We start from the raw sequence: 15,939 nt of genomic DNA, 5'->3' as shown, positions 1-15,939 counted from the left end.
GGAGGAAATAATGAACTACAGCGACGTATCCCTGATGATCGACGGTGCCTGGACCAAGGGCGCCAACGGCCGGACGATCCCGGTCATCAATCCGGCCACGGAAGAAGTGATCGGCCAGGTGGCCCATGCCGAGAAGGCCGATCTCGATCGCGCTCTCGAGGCCGCCGAGAAGGGCTTCCAGCAGTGGCGCAAGGTCTCCCCGTTCGACCGTTACAAGATCATGCGCAAGGCCGCCGAGCTGATGCGCCAGCGTGCCGACGAGATCGCGACCATCATGACGATGGAGCAGGGCAAGCCGGTGATCGAGGCGAAGGGCGAGACCCTGCTGGCCGGCGACATCATCGACTGGATGGCCGAGGAAGGCCGTCGCACCTATGGCCGCATCGTCCCGGCGCGCTTCGAGAACGTGTACCAGCTCGTGACGAAGGAGCCGGTGGGTCCGGTCGCCGCCTTCACGCCGTGGAACTTCCCGATCAACCAGGTGGTGCGCAAGGCCTCGGCGGCACTGGCCACGGGCTGCTCGATCATCATCAAGGGACCGGAAGACACGCCCGGCTCCTGCGCGCAGCTCATCAAGGCCTTCGTCGATGCCGGCGTGCCGGCGGGCGTCATCCAGCTCGTCTACGGCGTGCCGTCGGAGATCAGCGAGTATCTGATCCCGCATCCGATCATCAAGAAGGTGACGTTCACCGGCTCGACGCCGGTCGGCAAGCAGCTCGCGGCCCTGGCCGGTGCGCACATGAAGCGCGTCACCATGGAACTGGGCGGCCATTCGCCGGCCATCGTGTTCGAGGATGCCGACATCGACCAGGCGGTGAACATCCTGGGTGCCAACAAGTTCCGCAACGCCGGACAGGTCTGCGTCGCGCCGACGCGTTTCCTGGTGCACGAGAAGGTCTATCCGGAGTTCGTCGAGAAGTTCACGGCCTATGCCAAGAACCTGAAGGTCGGTAACGGCCTCGACAAGGACACGCGTATGGGGCCGCTCGTCGCCGAGCGCCGCCTGCACGCGATCGACGGTTTCGTGAGCGATGCCATCGGCAAGGGCGCCAAGGTCCAGACCGGCGGCCAGCGCAAGGGAAACAAGGGCTACTTCTATGAGCCCACCGTCCTCACCGACGTGCCGCTCGACGCCCGCATCATGAACGAGGAGCCGTTCGGCCCGCTGGCCCCGATCTCGTCGTTCAAGGATTTCGATGGCGTGATGAAGGAAGCCAACCGCCTGCCGTGGGGCCTCGCGGCTTATGCCTACACAACCAACAGCAAGACCATGACCAAGGTCGGCGCCGCCTTCGAAAGCGGCATGGTGTCGATCAACCATCACGGTCTGGCGCTCCCGGAAGTGCCGTTCGGCGGCATGAAGGATTCGGGCTACGGCTCGGAGGGCGGCATCGAGGCGCTCGAGGCCTACCTGAACACCAAGTTCATCAGCCAACTCGGCATGTAAAATCGCCGCAGCTTGCGGGAATTGGCCCTCCTCCGATCCGTCGGAGGAGGGCTTTTTCGTGCAAGCGGTCGCTCTCCGAAACGGCGGGCAAACACAGGCTCGCCTTTTGGCCGCGCCGACTTATACGGGTCCCGTCTCGATCGAGGAGCGTATACATGAAGCGTAGAAATGTTCTGGCCGCTCTCGGCGGCCTTCCGGTCGCCGTCACGCTGGGCGCCGGTGCGCAGGCGCAGGAGGCCTATCCCGCGCGCGTCGTGAAGATCCTCGTGCCGTTCGGCCCAGGCGGCTCGACCGACATCATCTCCCGCCTGATCGGCAAGCAGCTTGAGACGGTGACGGGCAAGCCCTTCGTCATCGAGAACAAGGCCGGTGCCACGGGCATGATCGGCACCACGCAGGTCAAGAACGCGCCGGCCGACGGCTATACGATCCTGCTGGGCTCGACCAGCACGCTGGCGGCCAATTTCAGTCTCTACAAGACGATGACCTACGAGCCGTCGGATTTCACGACGGTCGCCGTCAACGGCACCATCGGCAACTTCATGCTGGTGAAGCCGGACGCGCCGTACAAGACGGTGAAGGAATTCGTCGAGTACGCCAAGAAGCAGCCCAAGCCGCTCTTCTCCGGTTACGGCAATGCCTCCTCGCGCGTCCCGGCCGCCCTGTTCGAGGTGACGACCGGTGTGAAGTTCGAGGAAGTGGCCTATCGCGACGCCGTCGCCTCGATCCAGGACCTCAATGCCGGCCGCGTCGACTGCGTGTTCCCCGACCAGGTGGTGGGCGAGAGCTACGTCCGCTCGGGCTACGTCCGCGCGCTGGCCGTGACCTCGAAGGAGCGGTCTGCGCTCTTCCCGGATATCCCGGCCGTCGCCGAGACCTATCCGGAGTATGTGATCATCTCCTATTCGTGCTTCTCGGTGCGCAAGGAGACGCCGGACGACATCAAGAAGAAGCTGAATCGTCTGATCATGGACGCGCTCTACGAGCCGTCGGTGCTGGAAAGGGTGAAGCAGCTCGGCTTCCTGCCGCCGCCAAAGGACTGGACCATCGAGCAGTGCGATGCGTTCGTCGCCAAGGAGCGCGAGGATTGGACGAAGTACATCAAGCTCGCGAAGATCGAGCCGCAATAACACCCGGTATTGCGCCGCCGCGGGCGGACGCTAAGCTCCCGGCCGAATGAGCGGGATTGCACGGCGGAGCTTGCTGGGGGGATTGATGGCGGCCGGCGCCGGGGCGGTGGCTCCGGCGCGCGCCAACGACTGGCCGACGCGCACGGTCTCCTGGATCGTGCCGTTTCCGGCGGGCGGCGGGTCCGACATGTTTTCGCGCCCGGTCGCGGCGCGGGTCGCCGAGGCGATCGGCGAATCGGTGGTGATCGACAATCGCAGCGGCGCCGGCGGCACGGTCGGCACCGCTGTCGCCGCCCGTGCCGCGCCCGATGGCTATACGATGCTGGTGGGCGACACCGGCCTCGTCTATGCGCCGACGATCTACCCGCGGGCCGGCTTCGACTTCCTGCGCGACTTCGCGCCGATCGCCGCCTTCGGCCGCGTGCCCTACGCGCTGGTGATCAATCCGGCGCGGATCGACACCGCCAATCTCGAAGCCTTCATCGAGATGGCGAAGAAGGCGCCGGGTGGCATCGATATCGGTTCGGCCGGCCTCGGCACGGTGACGCATCTCGCCATCGGCCTCTTCGAGGACCGTGCAGGTGTGAAATTCACCCATGTTCCCTATCGCGGCGGCGCGCCGATGCTGCAGGACCTGCTGGCAGGCCAGATCGGCGCCGCCTTCGTGCTGGTGAGCGCGGTGGCGGCGGCCGTCCGGTCCGGCAAGCTGCGCGCGCTCGCGGTCATCAACCGACGCCGCGATGCGCAGCTGCCGGACGTGCCGACGGCGCATGAAGCGGGGCTGGCCGACTTCCGAATGACCACCTGGTTCGGCTTGTTCGCGCCGATCCGCACGCCCGATATCGTGCTCGACCGCGTCCATGCCGCCGTACAGCGGGCGCTGGGCTCCGACGAGGTGAAGCGGCTGTGGGCCGAGCATGGCGCTAAGGTCGAGCTCGAAAGCCGTGCCGACTTCGCCAACTTCATCGGCCGCGAGGTCGAGCGGTGGACCCGCATTGCCAAGGCCGCCAACGTCCAGATGGAGTGAGCCCATGACGGTCTTGCGGTCTCTTTCTCGCCGGGGCGCCCTGGGCGCCCTGGGCGGCCTGCTGGCCACGGGCGCGGCGGGATCCGCTTCGGCACAGCAATGGCGTCCGCCGCGGGCCATGAACTGGATCGTGCCGTTCCCGCCCGGCGGCTCGAACGACACTTTCGCGCGTCCCGTGTCGGCGCATGTCAGCCGACACTTCGGCCAACCGGTCGTGGTCGAGAACCGCAGCGGCGCCGGCGGCACGTTGGGCGGCATGGTGGTGGCGCGGGCGCGGCCCGATGGTTGCACCCTGCTGGTCGCGAACAGCGCACAGTCCTTCGCGACGGTCGTCTACCCCGAGTCGGGCTTCGATCTGCTGCGCGACTTCGCGCCCGTCAGCAACATCGCCAAGGTGCCGGTCGGGCTGGTCGTCAATCCGGCCAAGCTCGACGTCAAGGATCTCGCAGGCTTCCTCGCCGCGGCGCGCAAGGCGCCGGACTCGATCAACATCGGCTCGTCGGGCCTCGGCACCATGCCGCATCTCGCCATCGAACTGCTGCAGCGGCGCACCGGCATCAAGCTGATGCACGTGCCCTATCGCGGCGGCGGCCCGGCGTTGCAGGACCTCTTGGCCGGGCAGCTCGACGCTACCTTCCAGCCGCTCAGCACGGTCGCCTCGTACGTGCAGTCCGGCAAGCTGCGCGCACTCGCCGTGGCGACCACCAAGCGCGAGAGCGTACTGCCGGACGTGCCGACTTTCGCCGAGGCCGGGGTGAAGGATTTCGAGGTCAGCACCTGGTACGGCCTGTTTGCGCCCATGAGGACGCCGGCCGCAGCGCTCGATGGGCTGCACGCCGCCGTGCAGTCAGCGCTGGCCGAACCCGACATCAAGCGCATCTGGCAGGAGCAGGGCGCCCGCATCGACCTCGAAAGCCGCCAGGCCTTCGGCGACTTCGTGAAGGCCGAGGTCGAGCGCTGGAGCACCATCGCCCGCACCACCGGCCTGCCGATGGATTGATCTCTCCGTCGTCCTGAGCGGAGCCATCCGTAGGGTGGCGTAGTCGAAGGACCTCTTTTCCGACGCACGGCGTGTCGAAGCGAAAAGTGGTCCTTCGACTGCGCGCCTGCGGCGCCCCGCTCAGGACGACGGGTTTTGCTCGGTCAGGTCTGTCCGCCGCCGTTCACCTGGATCATCTGGCAGTTTACGTAGGCGCCGCCGTCGGACACGAGCAGGCCGAGCACGGAGCCGATCTCGGCGGGCGTGCCCATGCGGCCGAGCGGAACCTTGGCCATCGTCTCGAGACGATGATGGTTCGACTCGCCGTCGTCCTCGACATCGGCCGAGATCGGGCCGGGCGAGATGGCGTTGACGGTGATGCCCTTGGGCCCGAACTCCTTGCCCAGCGCCTTGGTGAGGCCCCAGACGCCATGCTTGGCAACCGAGACCGGGGCACGTCCGGCATATCCGTGCATCGCATTCATGCCGGTGAAGTTGACGATGCGGCCCCAGCCTTTCTTCAGCATGCCTGGCAGGCAGGCTTGCGACAGCCACACGGCGGCGTCGAGATCAACCGAGATGACGCGCCGCCAGTCGGCCTCGCTCATCTCGAGGAAGGGCTTGGCCGGCCGCAGCGCCGCGTTGTTCACCAGCACGTCGACCGAGCCGAACTTGGCGATCGCCTCCTGGGCGATGCGCCGGCACTCCGCGGGGCTGCCGACATCGGCCATCGCGACCAGGGTCTCGACGCCGCGCGATGCGGCTTCCTTGGCCACCGACTCGCACGCCGCGCGGTCGGAGGAGCCGTTGATCACGACGTCGTAGCCCATCCGGGCAAGCTCCAGGACACAGGCCCGGCCGATGTTTCGGCCTGCGCCGGTCACTAAAGCTGTTCTCCGCGTCGTGGCCATCTTCTATATCTCCCGCTTCATATGTTCAGAGGGCGTGACGTGGAGCTGAAGACAATTTCGCTCGGACAGCGCCCGGCGCGAGTCTGGACCGGCGGCACCGGTGAGGCAATCGTGCTGCTGCATGGCGGCTGGGCGGGCGCGGAAGCCTATTGGTCGACCGTAACCGACGATCTCGAACGCACGAATCTCGTCGTGGCGCCCGAACTGCCGCCGATCCACTCGTCCGAAGGCCTGCCGAGCTTCGGCGCCTATGCTGCGTGGCTTGCCGAGCTGCTGACCGCGCTGGGCATCGAGCGTGCCACCCTGGTCGGCAACTCGCTGGGCGCGACGATCGCCTGGCGCTTCGCCGGCCAGTATCCCGAACGTTCGGCGGGGCTCGTGGTGGTGAACGGCTACCAGCCGCCGGGCTACTCGAAGATGCTGCGCTGGCTCGCGGGCGAAACGCCGATCCGTCGGTTGGCGCGCGGCAACCTGCAGCGCCTGCATTTCGGCCCCGAGGTCCTGCCGCTCGCCTTCCACGACCGCTCCAAGGTGCCGGCGGAGATCTTGCGGACGCTCGACGGCTTCACCACTGCCGACGCCGACCGCGTCGTCGACGTCTTGCTGTCGGGTGAAGAAGCCGCGCCACCGCCCAAGGGATCGGTCCTGCTGATCTTCGGTGAAGCCGACCGCTCGCCGGTCCTCGACAAGCACGGCGCGCGGAAGATGCGGCTGTCCCTGGAACAGTCGAAGCTGGTGACCATCCCCGAAGCCGGCCACCTGCCGCAGATCGAGCGCCCGGCCGAATTCCTCCGGGCGCTGCGAGGGTACCTGAAGCGCTAGGCTGGCGGTGGGGCCCTGTCATCCATCTGACTGGTATGCTGTTCTAAACGGCATGCATATCGGCACTGGCGCTTGAGGAGACCATCATGGCAGGCGGGCATTCCCACGGTCCAGGGCATTCCCACGGTTCGCCCAGCCGCTCGCAGGCCGGCGGCTCGGCTGCCGCCCAGCACAAGACGCGCCTGCGGTGGGCGCTGGTTTTGACGGCCTCGTTCATGGTGGTCGAGGTGATCGGCGGCCTGATCACAGGCAGCCTGGCGCTCATCGCCGACGCCGCCCACATGTTGACGGACGCCGGCGGCCTCGCTCTCGCTCTCATCGCCATCAACTTCGGCGAGCGTCCGGCAACACCGCAAAAGACGTTCGGCTACGTCCGCATGGAGGTGCTGTCCGCGCTGGCCAATGCGGTGGTTTTGTTGGTCGTGACGGCGTTCGTGCTCTACGAAGCCTATGATCGCTTCCTGAATCCGCCTCCGGTCCTCGGCGGGCCCATGATGGCGGTCGCCATAGCCGGCCTGATCGTCAATCTCATCAGCATGAAGCTGCTGTCAGCGGGTTCGTCGGACAGCCTCAACGTCAAGGGTGCCTACTTCGAGGTGATGAGCGACATGCTGGGGTCGCTCGGCGTCCTCATCGCCGCCGTCGTAATCCTCCTCACCGGATGGACGCCCGCCGATCCCTTGGTCGGCGCCGGCATCGGCCTCTTCATCATTCCGCGCACATGGATGCTCCTGCGCGAGGCGATTCATATCCTGATGGAGGGTACGCCACCCCACGTCGATCTGACGTTGCTGGAAAGGACGCTGCTCGCCATTCCCGGCGTGACGGCGGTCCATGACATTCATGTCTGGACCATCACGTCCGGCGTCGACTCCCTGAGCTGCCATCTCGTGATCGCCGACATGGCCCGTTCCCGCGAGACTCTGGCTGCAGCACAAGCGGCGATGCGCGACACGTACGACCTGACCCACACCACCATCCAGATCGAGGATCAGGCGCTGCGGACGGAAGAAGGCGTTTCGCGGATTTGACGAACGCTATGGACTAGACTGCGCCATCCGACTTGAGGCCGGCGATGGCCTTCGCGTCGTAACCCAGACCGGCGAGGACCTCGTCCGTGTGCTGGCCGAGATCCGGCGTCGGGTTGAGGGACTTGGGCTGCGGGTAGTCGGAGAGGTTGATCGGCTGGCCGACCACCTTGATCTCGCCGAGCGCGGGATGGTTGACCGGGCGGGCGATGCCGAGGTGCTGGACCTGCGGTTCGGCGAAGGTCATGTCGATCGTGTTGATCGGGCCGCAGGGGACGCCTGCCTTGTTCAACGCTTCGATCCAGTGGGCGCTGGTGTTGGTCTTGGTGACTTCGGCCAGACGCTCGTTCAGCGCCTTGCGGTTCTGCGAGCGCAATGCCGGCGTGGCGTGCTCGGGATGGTCGATCAGCGCCTGGGCGCCGAGCGCCAGCGCGGCGCGCTTCCACATCTTGTCGCCGGCGGCGGCGATGTTGATGTAGCCGTCGCTGGTGGGGAAGACTCCGGTCGGGATGCTGGTCGGATGGTCGTTGCCGGCCTGCTTCGCCACTTCGCCCTTCATCAGCCAGCGCGAGGCCTGGAAGTCGAGCATGAAGATCTGCGCCTCGATCAGCGAGGTGTGAACCCACTGGCCCTTGCCGGTGCGCTCGCGCGTGTAGAGCGCCAGCATGATCGCCTGGGCGAGCAGGAGACCCGAGGTCAGGTCGGCGATCGGAATGCCGACGCGCATCGGGCCGCGGCCCGGCTCGCCGGTGATCGACATCAGCCCGCCCATGCCCTGGGCGATCTGGTCGACACCGGGGCGCGCTGCATCCGGGCCGCTCTGGCCGAAGCCTGCGATCGAGCCGTAGATGATGCGCGGGTTGATCTTCGCCACGGTGTCGTAGTCGACCTTGAGGCGATGCTTCACGTCGGAGCGGTAGTTCTCGACGATGACGTCGGCCTTGGCCGCGAGCTTCATGAAGATCGCGTGGCCCTCGGGGCTCTTGAGGTTAAGCGTCATCGACTTCTTGTTGCGGTGCAGGTTCTGGAAGTCGAACCCGTGGCGCGCGCCGCCCATCGAATCGTTGTTCTTGCCGCCCTCGGAGGGCGGCGGTGGCGGTTCGATCTTGATGACATGCGCGCCCCAGTCGGCGAGCTGGCGCACGGCGGTCGGCCCGGCGCGATGCGCCGTGAGGTCGAGGACGGTGAGGTGGGAGAGGGGCAAGGCGGTCATCGGGGTTTCCTCGTTGCTCGTCAGCGGCCCTTGAAGGCCGGCTTGCGCTTTTCCATGAAGGCACGACGGCCTTCCTTGAAATCCTCGCTGTCGAAACAGGCCTCGGCCATCCTGTCGAGCTTGGCGTGGTCCTGCTTCGATTCGGGCTTGGCGATCTCGCGCGCGGCGGCCTTGGCGAGCGCGATCGTCAGCGGCGCGTTCTGCGCGATGGCGCCGGTGATGCCGTCGACCATGGCGTCCAGTTCGGCATCGGCGGCGACGCCGTGCACCAGGCCCATGTCGTAGGCTTCCTTCGAGGAATACTGCTTGGCCGTGAAGAGGAATTCCATGGCGCGGGGCAGGCCGACGATGCGCGAGAAGCGCTCGATGCGCAGGAAGCCGTAGCCGAGGCCGAGCTTGGCGGCCGGCACACCGAAGCGCGCGCCCTCGTTGCAGTAGCGCAGGTCGCAGCAGGCCGCGAGGTTCATGCCGCCGCCGATGCAGTAGCCGGTGATCTTGGCGATGGTCGGCTTGGGGAAGTCGTAGAGCGCCTCGTAGCCTTCCTTGGAAATGGCGTCGTAGCGGACCTGCGCTTCGGCGTTGGCGCGTTCGCTTTCGAACTTAGAGATGTCGGCGCCGGACACGAAGGCCTTGCCGCCCGAGCCGCTGACCACCAGGCAACGGATCTCCGGATCCTGGGCGAAGTCCTTCAGGATGCTGACGAAGCCGTCCCACATGTCGAGCGAGACCGCATTGAGCTTCGCCGGGTTGTTGAAGACGACGTGACCCACGGCGCCCTCGCGGCGACCGATGATTTTCTGTTCCTGCATGCCGGCATTCCTTCAATTGAGGTCGCGAATATAGCGCGCCGGAAACGAAATGAATAAGGTGTGAACCAACAGGGAGGAATCGTGGCCTCAGTAGAACTGAAGGGCCTTTCCAAGCACTACGGCGCTGCCGTCGCTGTCGACGACGTGTCGCTGCGCGTGGAGCATGGCCAGCTCGTCTGCCTGCTGGGCCCGTCGGGATGTGGAAAGACCACGACCCTGCGGTTGATCGCTGGCTTCATCGAGCCTTCGTCTGGCGAAATAGAAGTGGGCGGCAAAGTCCTGTCCTCGCCGTCGCGCACGGTGCCGCCCGAAGGCCGCAAGATGTCGATGATCTTCCAGAGCTACGCGTTGTGGCCGCACATGACGGTGGCGGAGAACGTGGCCTACGGGCTCAAGATCCGGAAGCTCGACCGCGCGACGATCGATGCCAAGCTGAAGGCGATCCTCTCGACCGCGCACCTCGAGGCGCTGGCCGAGCGCTATCCGGGCGAGCTGTCGGGCGGGCAGCAGCAGCGTGTGTCGCTGGCGCGCGCGCTGGTGGTGGAGCCCGAGACCCTGTTGCTCGACGAGCCGCTGTCCAACCTCGACGCCAACCTGCGCGAGGAGATGCGGTTCGAGATCCGCCGCCTGCATGACCAGTATCGCTACACGACGGTCTATGTGACTCACGACCAGGCGGAGGCCATGACCACGGCCGACCTGATCGCAGTGATGAACAAGGGCAGGGTCGAGCAGCTCGGCTCCCCGGAGGAGATCTACGCAAGGCCGCGCTCGGAGTTCGTGGCGCGCTTCATCGGCGGCTCCAACGTGCTCGCCGCGAATGCCCTGGACGAGAACCGCGTTTCCGTCGCCGGCGGCGTGCTGCGCACGACTGGACGGAAGCTGGTCGCGGGCCGGCGGGTCGCCGTTTCCGTTCGCCAGCACGAGATCGGCATCGATCTCGAATCGCCGCCGTCGGGGGTGGAGAACCACCTGCACGGCGTGGTGACGCGGCAGGTCTTTCTGGGTGCGACGCGCGATTACACGGTCACGCTCGACGACAAGACCGAGCTGCGCGTCACCGCGCCGCCCGGGCGCAACATCGCGGTCGGCCAGGCGGTCTGGCTGCACCTGCCGGCGGAACAATGCCGGGCACTGGCGGAGGAATGACCATGACGAGGAAGCTGACGCGACGCCATGTGCTTGCCGCCTCGACGGCGGCGGCCGCGGGTTCGTTCATCACCCCGGTGCGGGCGGCACCGCCGGAGCCCACTAAAATTACGCCGGCCCTGATCGACGCGGCGAAGAAGGAAGGCAAGTTCTCGTGGTACACGTCGGTCGACCTGGCGCTGGGCGAGAAGGTCGCCAAGGCCTTCGAGGCGAAGTATCCCGGCATCACCATGAAGGTCGAGCGCTCGGGCGCGGAGCGCAACTACCAGCGCATCGGCCAGGAGTTTCAGAACAAGATCTACAATTGCGACGTGGTGAACAGCACCGACGCCGCGCACTTCATCGTGTGGAAGCGGGCCAAGATGCTCGCGCCGTTCGTTCCGGAGGACGTGGCGCAGTTCTTTCCCGCCGTGCACAAGGACCCCGACGGCATGTTCGCCGCGTGGCGCATCACACTCTCGCCGATCGCCTACAACACCAAGCTCGTGAAGGCCGAGGATGCGCCGAAATCCTATGCCGACCTGCTCGATCCGAAGTGGATGGGCAAGATCGTCAAGGCGCATCCGGGCTACAGCGGCACCATCATGACGGCGACGCAGCAGCTCAGCCGTGACCTCGGCTGGTCGTGGTTCGAGAAGCTCTCCAAGCAGAAGGTCATGCAGGTCCAGTCCGCGACCGAGCCGCCCAAGAAGCTGGCCCAGGGCGAGCGCGCGGTGATGGCCGATGGCAGCGAATACGTCGTCGAGGACCTGAAGACGCGAGGCGAGCCGGTCGAGCTGGTCTATGCGAGCGAGGGCACGCCGCTGATCACCGGACCGTCCGCTGTCATGGCCAATGCGCCCAATCCCAATGCGGCGCGCCTGTTCCAGGCCTGGTCGATGACCCGTGAGGCGCAACAGCTCAACATAGACGTCGGCGCGCTTCGCTCGGCGCATCCGCAGGCCGTGGACCGCGCCGACATGAAGAAGTTCTCCGACATCAAGACATTGAAGGAAGAGGCGAGCGTCGTTGCGGACCAGGCCGACGCGATCAAGGCCCAGTACGTCAAATACTTCAAGGTGTAGCCCATGCGCCGTCGTCAGTTCGTCGCCGCCGCCGCGGCTTCCACCGTCCTCGCACCACTCGGCGCGCGGATCCTGTCCGCCGCGCCGCCACCGCAGGCCATCACACCGGAGCTGCTGGAGGCCGCGAAGAAGGAAGGAAAGGTCACCTACTACACGGCGATGGATCTTTCCGTGGCCGAGCCGATGGCCAAGGCCTTCGAGGCCAAGTATCCGGGTATCAAGGTCGCGGTCGAGCGCACCGGTGCGGAGCGGCTGTTCAACCGCATCGGCCAGGAAGTCGGCAGCAACATCCGTCGCGTCGACGTGGCCAACAGCTCCGATGTGGCGCACTTCATCGTGTGGAAACGGCAGGGCTGGCTGGAGCCGTTCCTGACGCCCGACATGGCGGAGAACCTGCCGGCCGACCAGCGCGATGCCGACGCCGCCTTCGTCAACCAGCGCACTCATCTCTCGACCATCGCCTACAATACGAAGCTGGTGAAGCCCGAGGACGCGCCCAAGGGCTTCGTCGATCTGCTTGATCCGAAATACTCGGGCAAGCTGGTGAAGGGCCATCCGGGCTATTCCGGCACGATCATGACGGCGACCCAGCAGCTCGCGAAGGCGCTGGGCTGGGAGTATTTCGAGAAGCTCTCCAAGCAGAAGGTGCTGCAGGTCCAGTCGGCCACCGAACCACCCAAGCGCATCGAGGCCGGTGAGCGCGCCATCGCCGTCGACGGCAGCGATTATCTCTTCTGGATGGCGAAGGAGCGCGGCTCGCCGATCGAGGTGGTGCACGCCGTCGAGGGCACGCCACAGATCTCCAACCCGATGGCGATCTTCAAGGCCTCGCCCAATCCCAATGCCGCGCGTCTCCTCGTCGGCTGGATCATGTCGCCCGAAGGACAGGAGTTCATCGTCAACGTGAGTGGCCAGTATCCTGCGAACAAGCTGGTGAAGGCCAAGGCCGGGCGGCCGGCGCTGGCGTCGATCAAGACGCTGCCCGAGGATCCGGCCGAGGTCGAGAAGCAGGCGGACGAGATCAAGTCCCGCTACCAGCGTTACTTCAAGGTATGACGCGCAGCTTCGATCTCTCGCGGCCGGTCCTCGTCGCGGTCGCCGCCCTCCTGGTGGTGATGATCGTGCTGCCGGTCGGCTGGCTGCTCGTCGTAAGCCTGACCGGCAAGGATGGCGGAGTCACGCTCGCCAACTTCGTGGCGCTGTTCACCGATCCCACGTTCGTCGACCCGTTGATCACGACCCTGATCATCGCCGGCTCGGTGAGCGCCATTTGCTGCCTGGTTGCGGCACCTCTGGGCTGGCTGGTGGCGCGCACCGACATGCCGCTTGCCCGCACGATCCGCACCTTGGTGATGGCCTCGCTGGTGACGCCGCCCTTCGTCGGCGCCATCGCCTGGGAGATGCTGGCAGCGCCCAATTCGGGCCTGCTAAATCAATTGTGGCGCCTGCTCAGCGGCATGCCGCCCGACGAGGCGCTGTTCGACATCTACAGTCTGGGCGGGCTGATCTTCGTGATCTCCTGTTACACGTTTCCCTACGTCTTCATCCTGGTCGCCAATGCGCTCGATCGGATGCCCGGCGAACTGGAAGACGCGTCGTCGATGCTGGGGGCGAAGACCTGGCAGACCGCGCGCCTGATCACCGTGCCGCTGGCACTGCCGACCCTGCTGGCGGGCGCGCTGGTTGCCTTCCTGCAGGCGCTGAACCTGTTCGGCTCGCCCGCGATCCTGGCCATTCCCGCCGGCTTCCACACGCTCACCACGCGCATCTGGAGCCTGTTCCAGTTCCCGCCCAAGCCCGAGCTCGCGGCGGCGGCTTCGGTGCCGTTGCTGGTGCTGACCGTGCTGCTGCTGCGCGCCCAGGCGATGGCGCTCGGCCGGCGCGGCTATGCTGTGCTGGGCGGCAAGTACGGTGCGCCGCGGCCCATTCGCTTGGGGTGGCTGCGCGTGCCGGCCGTGGCGGTGGCGCTGTTCGTCCTCGCCATGCCGCTCTTCCTGCCCTACGCGGCGCTGTTCAACTCGGCCTTCTCGAGGGTCGCTTCGCGCATCGTCGGGCCGGAGACGATCACGCTGCACAACGTGAAGTTCACCTTCCTCGAGCTGAGCTCGACGATGCCCGCACTGAAGAACACCTTCCTGCTGGCGACCGCCTCGGCCACCCTGGGCGCACTGCTGGCGCTGATGATCGCCTACATCGTGGCGCGTAAGGCGGTGCGCGGGTATCGCGTGCTGGGTTTCCTCGCCACCGCGCCGCTGGCCATCCCGGGCATCGTGCTGGGCGTCGGCCTGTTCCTCGCCTATACGCGCCCGCCGCTCGCCCTCTACGGCACGCTGTGGATCCTGCTGATCGCCTTCGTGACGATCGAGCTGCCGGCGGCCTACCAACAGCTGGGCTCGGCCTTCCATGCGGTGCACCCCGAGCTGGAGGAGGCGGGCCGCATGCTGGGCGCCACGCGCCTGCGCACGCTGGCAGACATCACCGCGCCGCTGCTGCGCTCGGCCGTGATCGCCACCTGGTGCTTCATCTTCGTCGCGACGATCCGCGAGCTCTCCGGGGCGGTGATCCTGTTCACGTCGGAGACGAAGGTCCTGTCGGTGCTGATCTTCGACCTGAAGGAAAGCGGCGACGTGGGCGCCATCGCGGTGCTCAGCCTGACGATGGTCGCGATCACCACCATCGTGATCGCCGCGGCCAATCGCCTGCATGCACGGCCGCAGACACGGCCTGTCTGACGCGGCCTGTCTGACGTCGCCTGTCAAGCGGGTGACGTGTCGGCGTAATCGGGCGACAATGGCGGGATCGACGCGCACCCGTCCCACAGGTCCTGAACCGGGGTGGGTGTTCCCCTGAACATCTCCGGGAAGGAAAGCCCACGAATGCTCTTCGCTCGCTATTTCCTGATGGTCCTCGTCGCCGGTATCTTTGCGCTGGATATGCCGCAGGCCGTTGCGCAGCAAATGGTCAGCGTGTCGCGCGACGACGTGAACCTGCGCTCCGGCCCCGGGACGCGCTATTCAGCGGACTGGGTGCTGGGAAAGGGCTTCCCCCTGAAGATCGTCGGTCGACGCGGCGACTGGCTGCAGGTCCAGGATTTCGAAAGCGACAAGGGCTGGATTCTGCGGACGCTGACCAGCAGCACCGCGTATCACATCGTGAAGGTCAAGAGCGCCAACATGCGCAGCCAGCCGACGACGACCAGCCGGATCGTTGGCAAGGTCTCCTACGGCGACACCCTGAAGACCCTCGAGCGGCGGACGGGCTGGGTCAAGGTTCAGCGTGACGGCAGCATTCGGGGCTGGGTATCGCGGCACCTGCTCTGGGGCTGGTAACAGCCGTCCTCGTGCGAGGGACTCAGTTGAAGATGGCCACCTCGTCGACCGTAATCGGCCGGGCGAGCAGGCCGAGCTGCTCGAGCGTCTTGATCGTCGCTTCCCAGCCCGCGCGGGTCTGCTGTCCCGTGGGCGGGCCGCCGAGTTGCTGCGACACCGTGGCGATGCTGCGGTCGACGTAGCGGGGCGCCATGCGCGGGAAGATGCGGGAGAAGTACAGGGCGGCATCGCCGGGACGTTCCCGCACCATGTTGTAGCCTTCCTGGACGGCCTCCTCGACCTTTCGCGCGATCTCGCGTCTGGCCGGGTCGGCCCAGGCGGCATCGTTGACGATGAGGTTCAAGCTGTAGGCTCTCACGCCAAAATCGGCCAACCGTATCATCATGATATGGCGTCCCTCGGCGATCAGCTCCGAAGGCGCCATCTCGTCATAGTCGATCAGGGCATCGACCTTCTTTTCGACCAGGTCGTAGGCATTCCAGTTGACCGTCTTCTCCTGGATCCTGCTGCGGTCGAGCTTGTTGGCGGCGACCAGAGCTCGAAATTCCTCGTTGGTGATGCTGCCCGGGACCAGACCCAGTGTCTTGCCGTAGAGGTCGCGCGGATGGGCGATGCGGTCCTCGCCGCGCGTGTAGATCACGGTCGGTGTCTTGGCGTAGTAGACGGCAAGGCTCTTGATCGGCTGCCCTTTGGAGCAGGCGATAGCGGTGGCAATGCCGCTCGACGAACCGATCCAGTATTGCTTGCCGGAGCCGATCATTTCCGCCGAGGAGATCGCGCCCTGCGTTTCGGCGAAGGACACTTCGAGGCCACGCCGTTCGAAAGCCCCCATCTCGCGTGCGAGGAAAAATCCCGCGTAGGTCGGCAGGGCCTTCCAGTCGAGCAGGATTTCGACTTTCTGGGGGACGTCGGGAGCGGTCTGCGCGAGAGAAGGCAGCGACGGCATCAGAGTCAGGGCGGCGGCAGCGAGAACCAAACGACGGCTGGTACTGGTCATGTCGATATCCTGGATCGGCGTCGGGCAAAGAGCG

Annotated in this window: 15 protein-coding genes; 11 read left to right on the top strand and 4 right to left on the bottom strand. The window is 66.1% G+C overall.

Features of this window, described 5'->3' with window-relative positions; genetic code table 11:
- Window positions 1-10 precede the first annotated feature (10 nt).
- The 4 genes from ACQY78_RS06710 (at window position 11) to ACQY78_RS06695 (ending at window position 4,604) form a co-directional block, all read left to right on the top strand.
- A complete protein-coding gene (locus tag ACQY78_RS06710; protein WP_428683941.1) occupies window positions 11-1,447 on the top strand; it encodes an NAD-dependent succinate-semialdehyde dehydrogenase in 1,437 nt (478 codons plus the stop codon).
- A gap of 155 nt (window positions 1,448-1,602) precedes the next feature.
- Complete coding sequence (locus tag ACQY78_RS06705) at window positions 1,603-2,577, top strand: Bug family tripartite tricarboxylate transporter substrate binding protein (RefSeq protein WP_428683939.1); 975 nt, start codon at window positions 1,603-1,605, stop codon at window positions 2,575-2,577.
- Window positions 2,578-2,662: 85 nt separating this feature from the next.
- The gene (locus ACQY78_RS06700; RefSeq protein ID WP_428683937.1) at window positions 2,663-3,604 is read left to right on the top strand and encodes a Bug family tripartite tricarboxylate transporter substrate binding protein; all 942 of its coding nucleotides are present in this window, start codon (window positions 2,663-2,665) and stop codon (window positions 3,602-3,604) included.
- A 4-nt stretch (window positions 3,605-3,608) separates the two neighbouring features.
- A complete protein-coding gene (locus ACQY78_RS06695; RefSeq protein WP_428683935.1) occupies window positions 3,609-4,604 on the top strand; it encodes a Bug family tripartite tricarboxylate transporter substrate binding protein in 996 nt (331 codons plus the stop codon).
- 143 nt (window positions 4,605-4,747) lie between these two features.
- Here the strand turns inward: ACQY78_RS06695 and ACQY78_RS06690 are convergent, their stop codons facing one another.
- Entirely contained in the window at window positions 4,748-5,467 is a 720-nt protein-coding gene (locus tag ACQY78_RS06690) for an SDR family NAD(P)-dependent oxidoreductase (RefSeq protein ID WP_428683933.1), read from the bottom strand.
- 66 nt (window positions 5,468-5,533) lie between these two features.
- On the opposite strand from ACQY78_RS06690, the gene ACQY78_RS06685 reads away from it, so the two are divergent.
- Together ACQY78_RS06685 and ACQY78_RS06680 are read left to right on the top strand one after the other, a co-directional pair.
- Window positions 5,534-6,316: an alpha/beta fold hydrolase gene (locus ACQY78_RS06685; RefSeq protein WP_428683931.1), complete on the top strand. Its 783-nt coding sequence runs from the start codon at window positions 5,534-5,536 to the stop codon at window positions 6,314-6,316.
- A gap of 86 nt (window positions 6,317-6,402) precedes the next feature.
- Window positions 6,403-7,347, top strand: coding sequence for a cation diffusion facilitator family transporter (locus tag ACQY78_RS06680; RefSeq protein WP_428683929.1), 945 nt, complete (start codon window positions 6,403-6,405; stop codon window positions 7,345-7,347).
- Between the two features lie 13 nt (window positions 7,348-7,360).
- On the opposite strand, the gene ACQY78_RS06675 is transcribed toward ACQY78_RS06680, so the two are convergent.
- Complete coding sequence (locus ACQY78_RS06675) at window positions 7,361-8,557, bottom strand: CaiB/BaiF CoA transferase family protein (protein WP_428683927.1); 1,197 nt, start codon at window positions 8,555-8,557, stop codon at window positions 7,361-7,363.
- A 20-nt stretch (window positions 8,558-8,577) separates the two neighbouring features.
- A complete protein-coding gene (locus tag ACQY78_RS06670) occupies window positions 8,578-9,366 on the bottom strand; it encodes an enoyl-CoA hydratase (RefSeq protein WP_425064866.1) in 789 nt (262 codons plus the stop codon).
- Between the two features lie 81 nt (window positions 9,367-9,447).
- On the opposite strand from ACQY78_RS06670, the gene ACQY78_RS06665 reads away from it, so the two are divergent.
- The 5 genes from ACQY78_RS06665 to ACQY78_RS06645 all read left to right on the top strand — a co-directional run bounded on the left by ACQY78_RS06665 (window position 9,448) and on the right by ACQY78_RS06645 (window position 14,908).
- A complete protein-coding gene (locus ACQY78_RS06665; RefSeq protein ID WP_428683924.1) occupies window positions 9,448-10,515 on the top strand; it encodes an ABC transporter ATP-binding protein in 1,068 nt (355 codons plus the stop codon).
- A 2-nt stretch (window positions 10,516-10,517) separates the two neighbouring features.
- Window positions 10,518-11,579, top strand: a complete 1,062-nt coding sequence (locus ACQY78_RS06660) for an ABC transporter substrate-binding protein (protein WP_428683922.1) — start codon at window positions 10,518-10,520, stop codon at window positions 11,577-11,579.
- Between the two features lie 3 nt (window positions 11,580-11,582).
- A complete protein-coding gene (locus tag ACQY78_RS06655; RefSeq protein WP_428683920.1) occupies window positions 11,583-12,635 on the top strand; it encodes an ABC transporter substrate-binding protein in 1,053 nt (350 codons plus the stop codon).
- Window positions 12,632-14,311: an ABC transporter permease gene (locus ACQY78_RS06650; protein ID WP_428683918.1), complete on the top strand. Its 1,680-nt coding sequence runs from the start codon at window positions 12,632-12,634 to the stop codon at window positions 14,309-14,311. Before ACQY78_RS06655 ends, ACQY78_RS06650 begins: the two co-directional genes overlap by 4 nt.
- A gap of 144 nt (window positions 14,312-14,455) precedes the next feature.
- On the top strand, window positions 14,456-14,908 hold the full coding sequence (locus ACQY78_RS06645) for an SH3 domain-containing protein (RefSeq protein ID WP_428683916.1): 453 nt from the start codon (window positions 14,456-14,458) through the stop codon (window positions 14,906-14,908).
- A 22-nt stretch (window positions 14,909-14,930) separates the two neighbouring features.
- On the opposite strand, the gene ACQY78_RS06640 is transcribed toward ACQY78_RS06645, so the two are convergent.
- Window positions 14,931-15,905 carry an ABC transporter substrate-binding protein gene (locus tag ACQY78_RS06640; RefSeq protein WP_428683914.1) on the bottom strand — a complete coding sequence of 325 codons (975 nt, stop codon included), beginning with the start codon at window positions 15,903-15,905 and terminating at the stop codon, window positions 14,931-14,933.
- Window positions 15,906-15,939 lie beyond the last annotated feature (34 nt).

The sequence above is a fragment of the Reyranella sp. genome, from assembly GCF_965279625.1.
Lineage (GTDB): Bacteria > Pseudomonadota > Alphaproteobacteria > Reyranellales > Reyranellaceae > Reyranella.
Note: the sequence above shows the minus strand (reverse complement) of the source record. Positions and strands in the feature narration are given on the sequence as shown.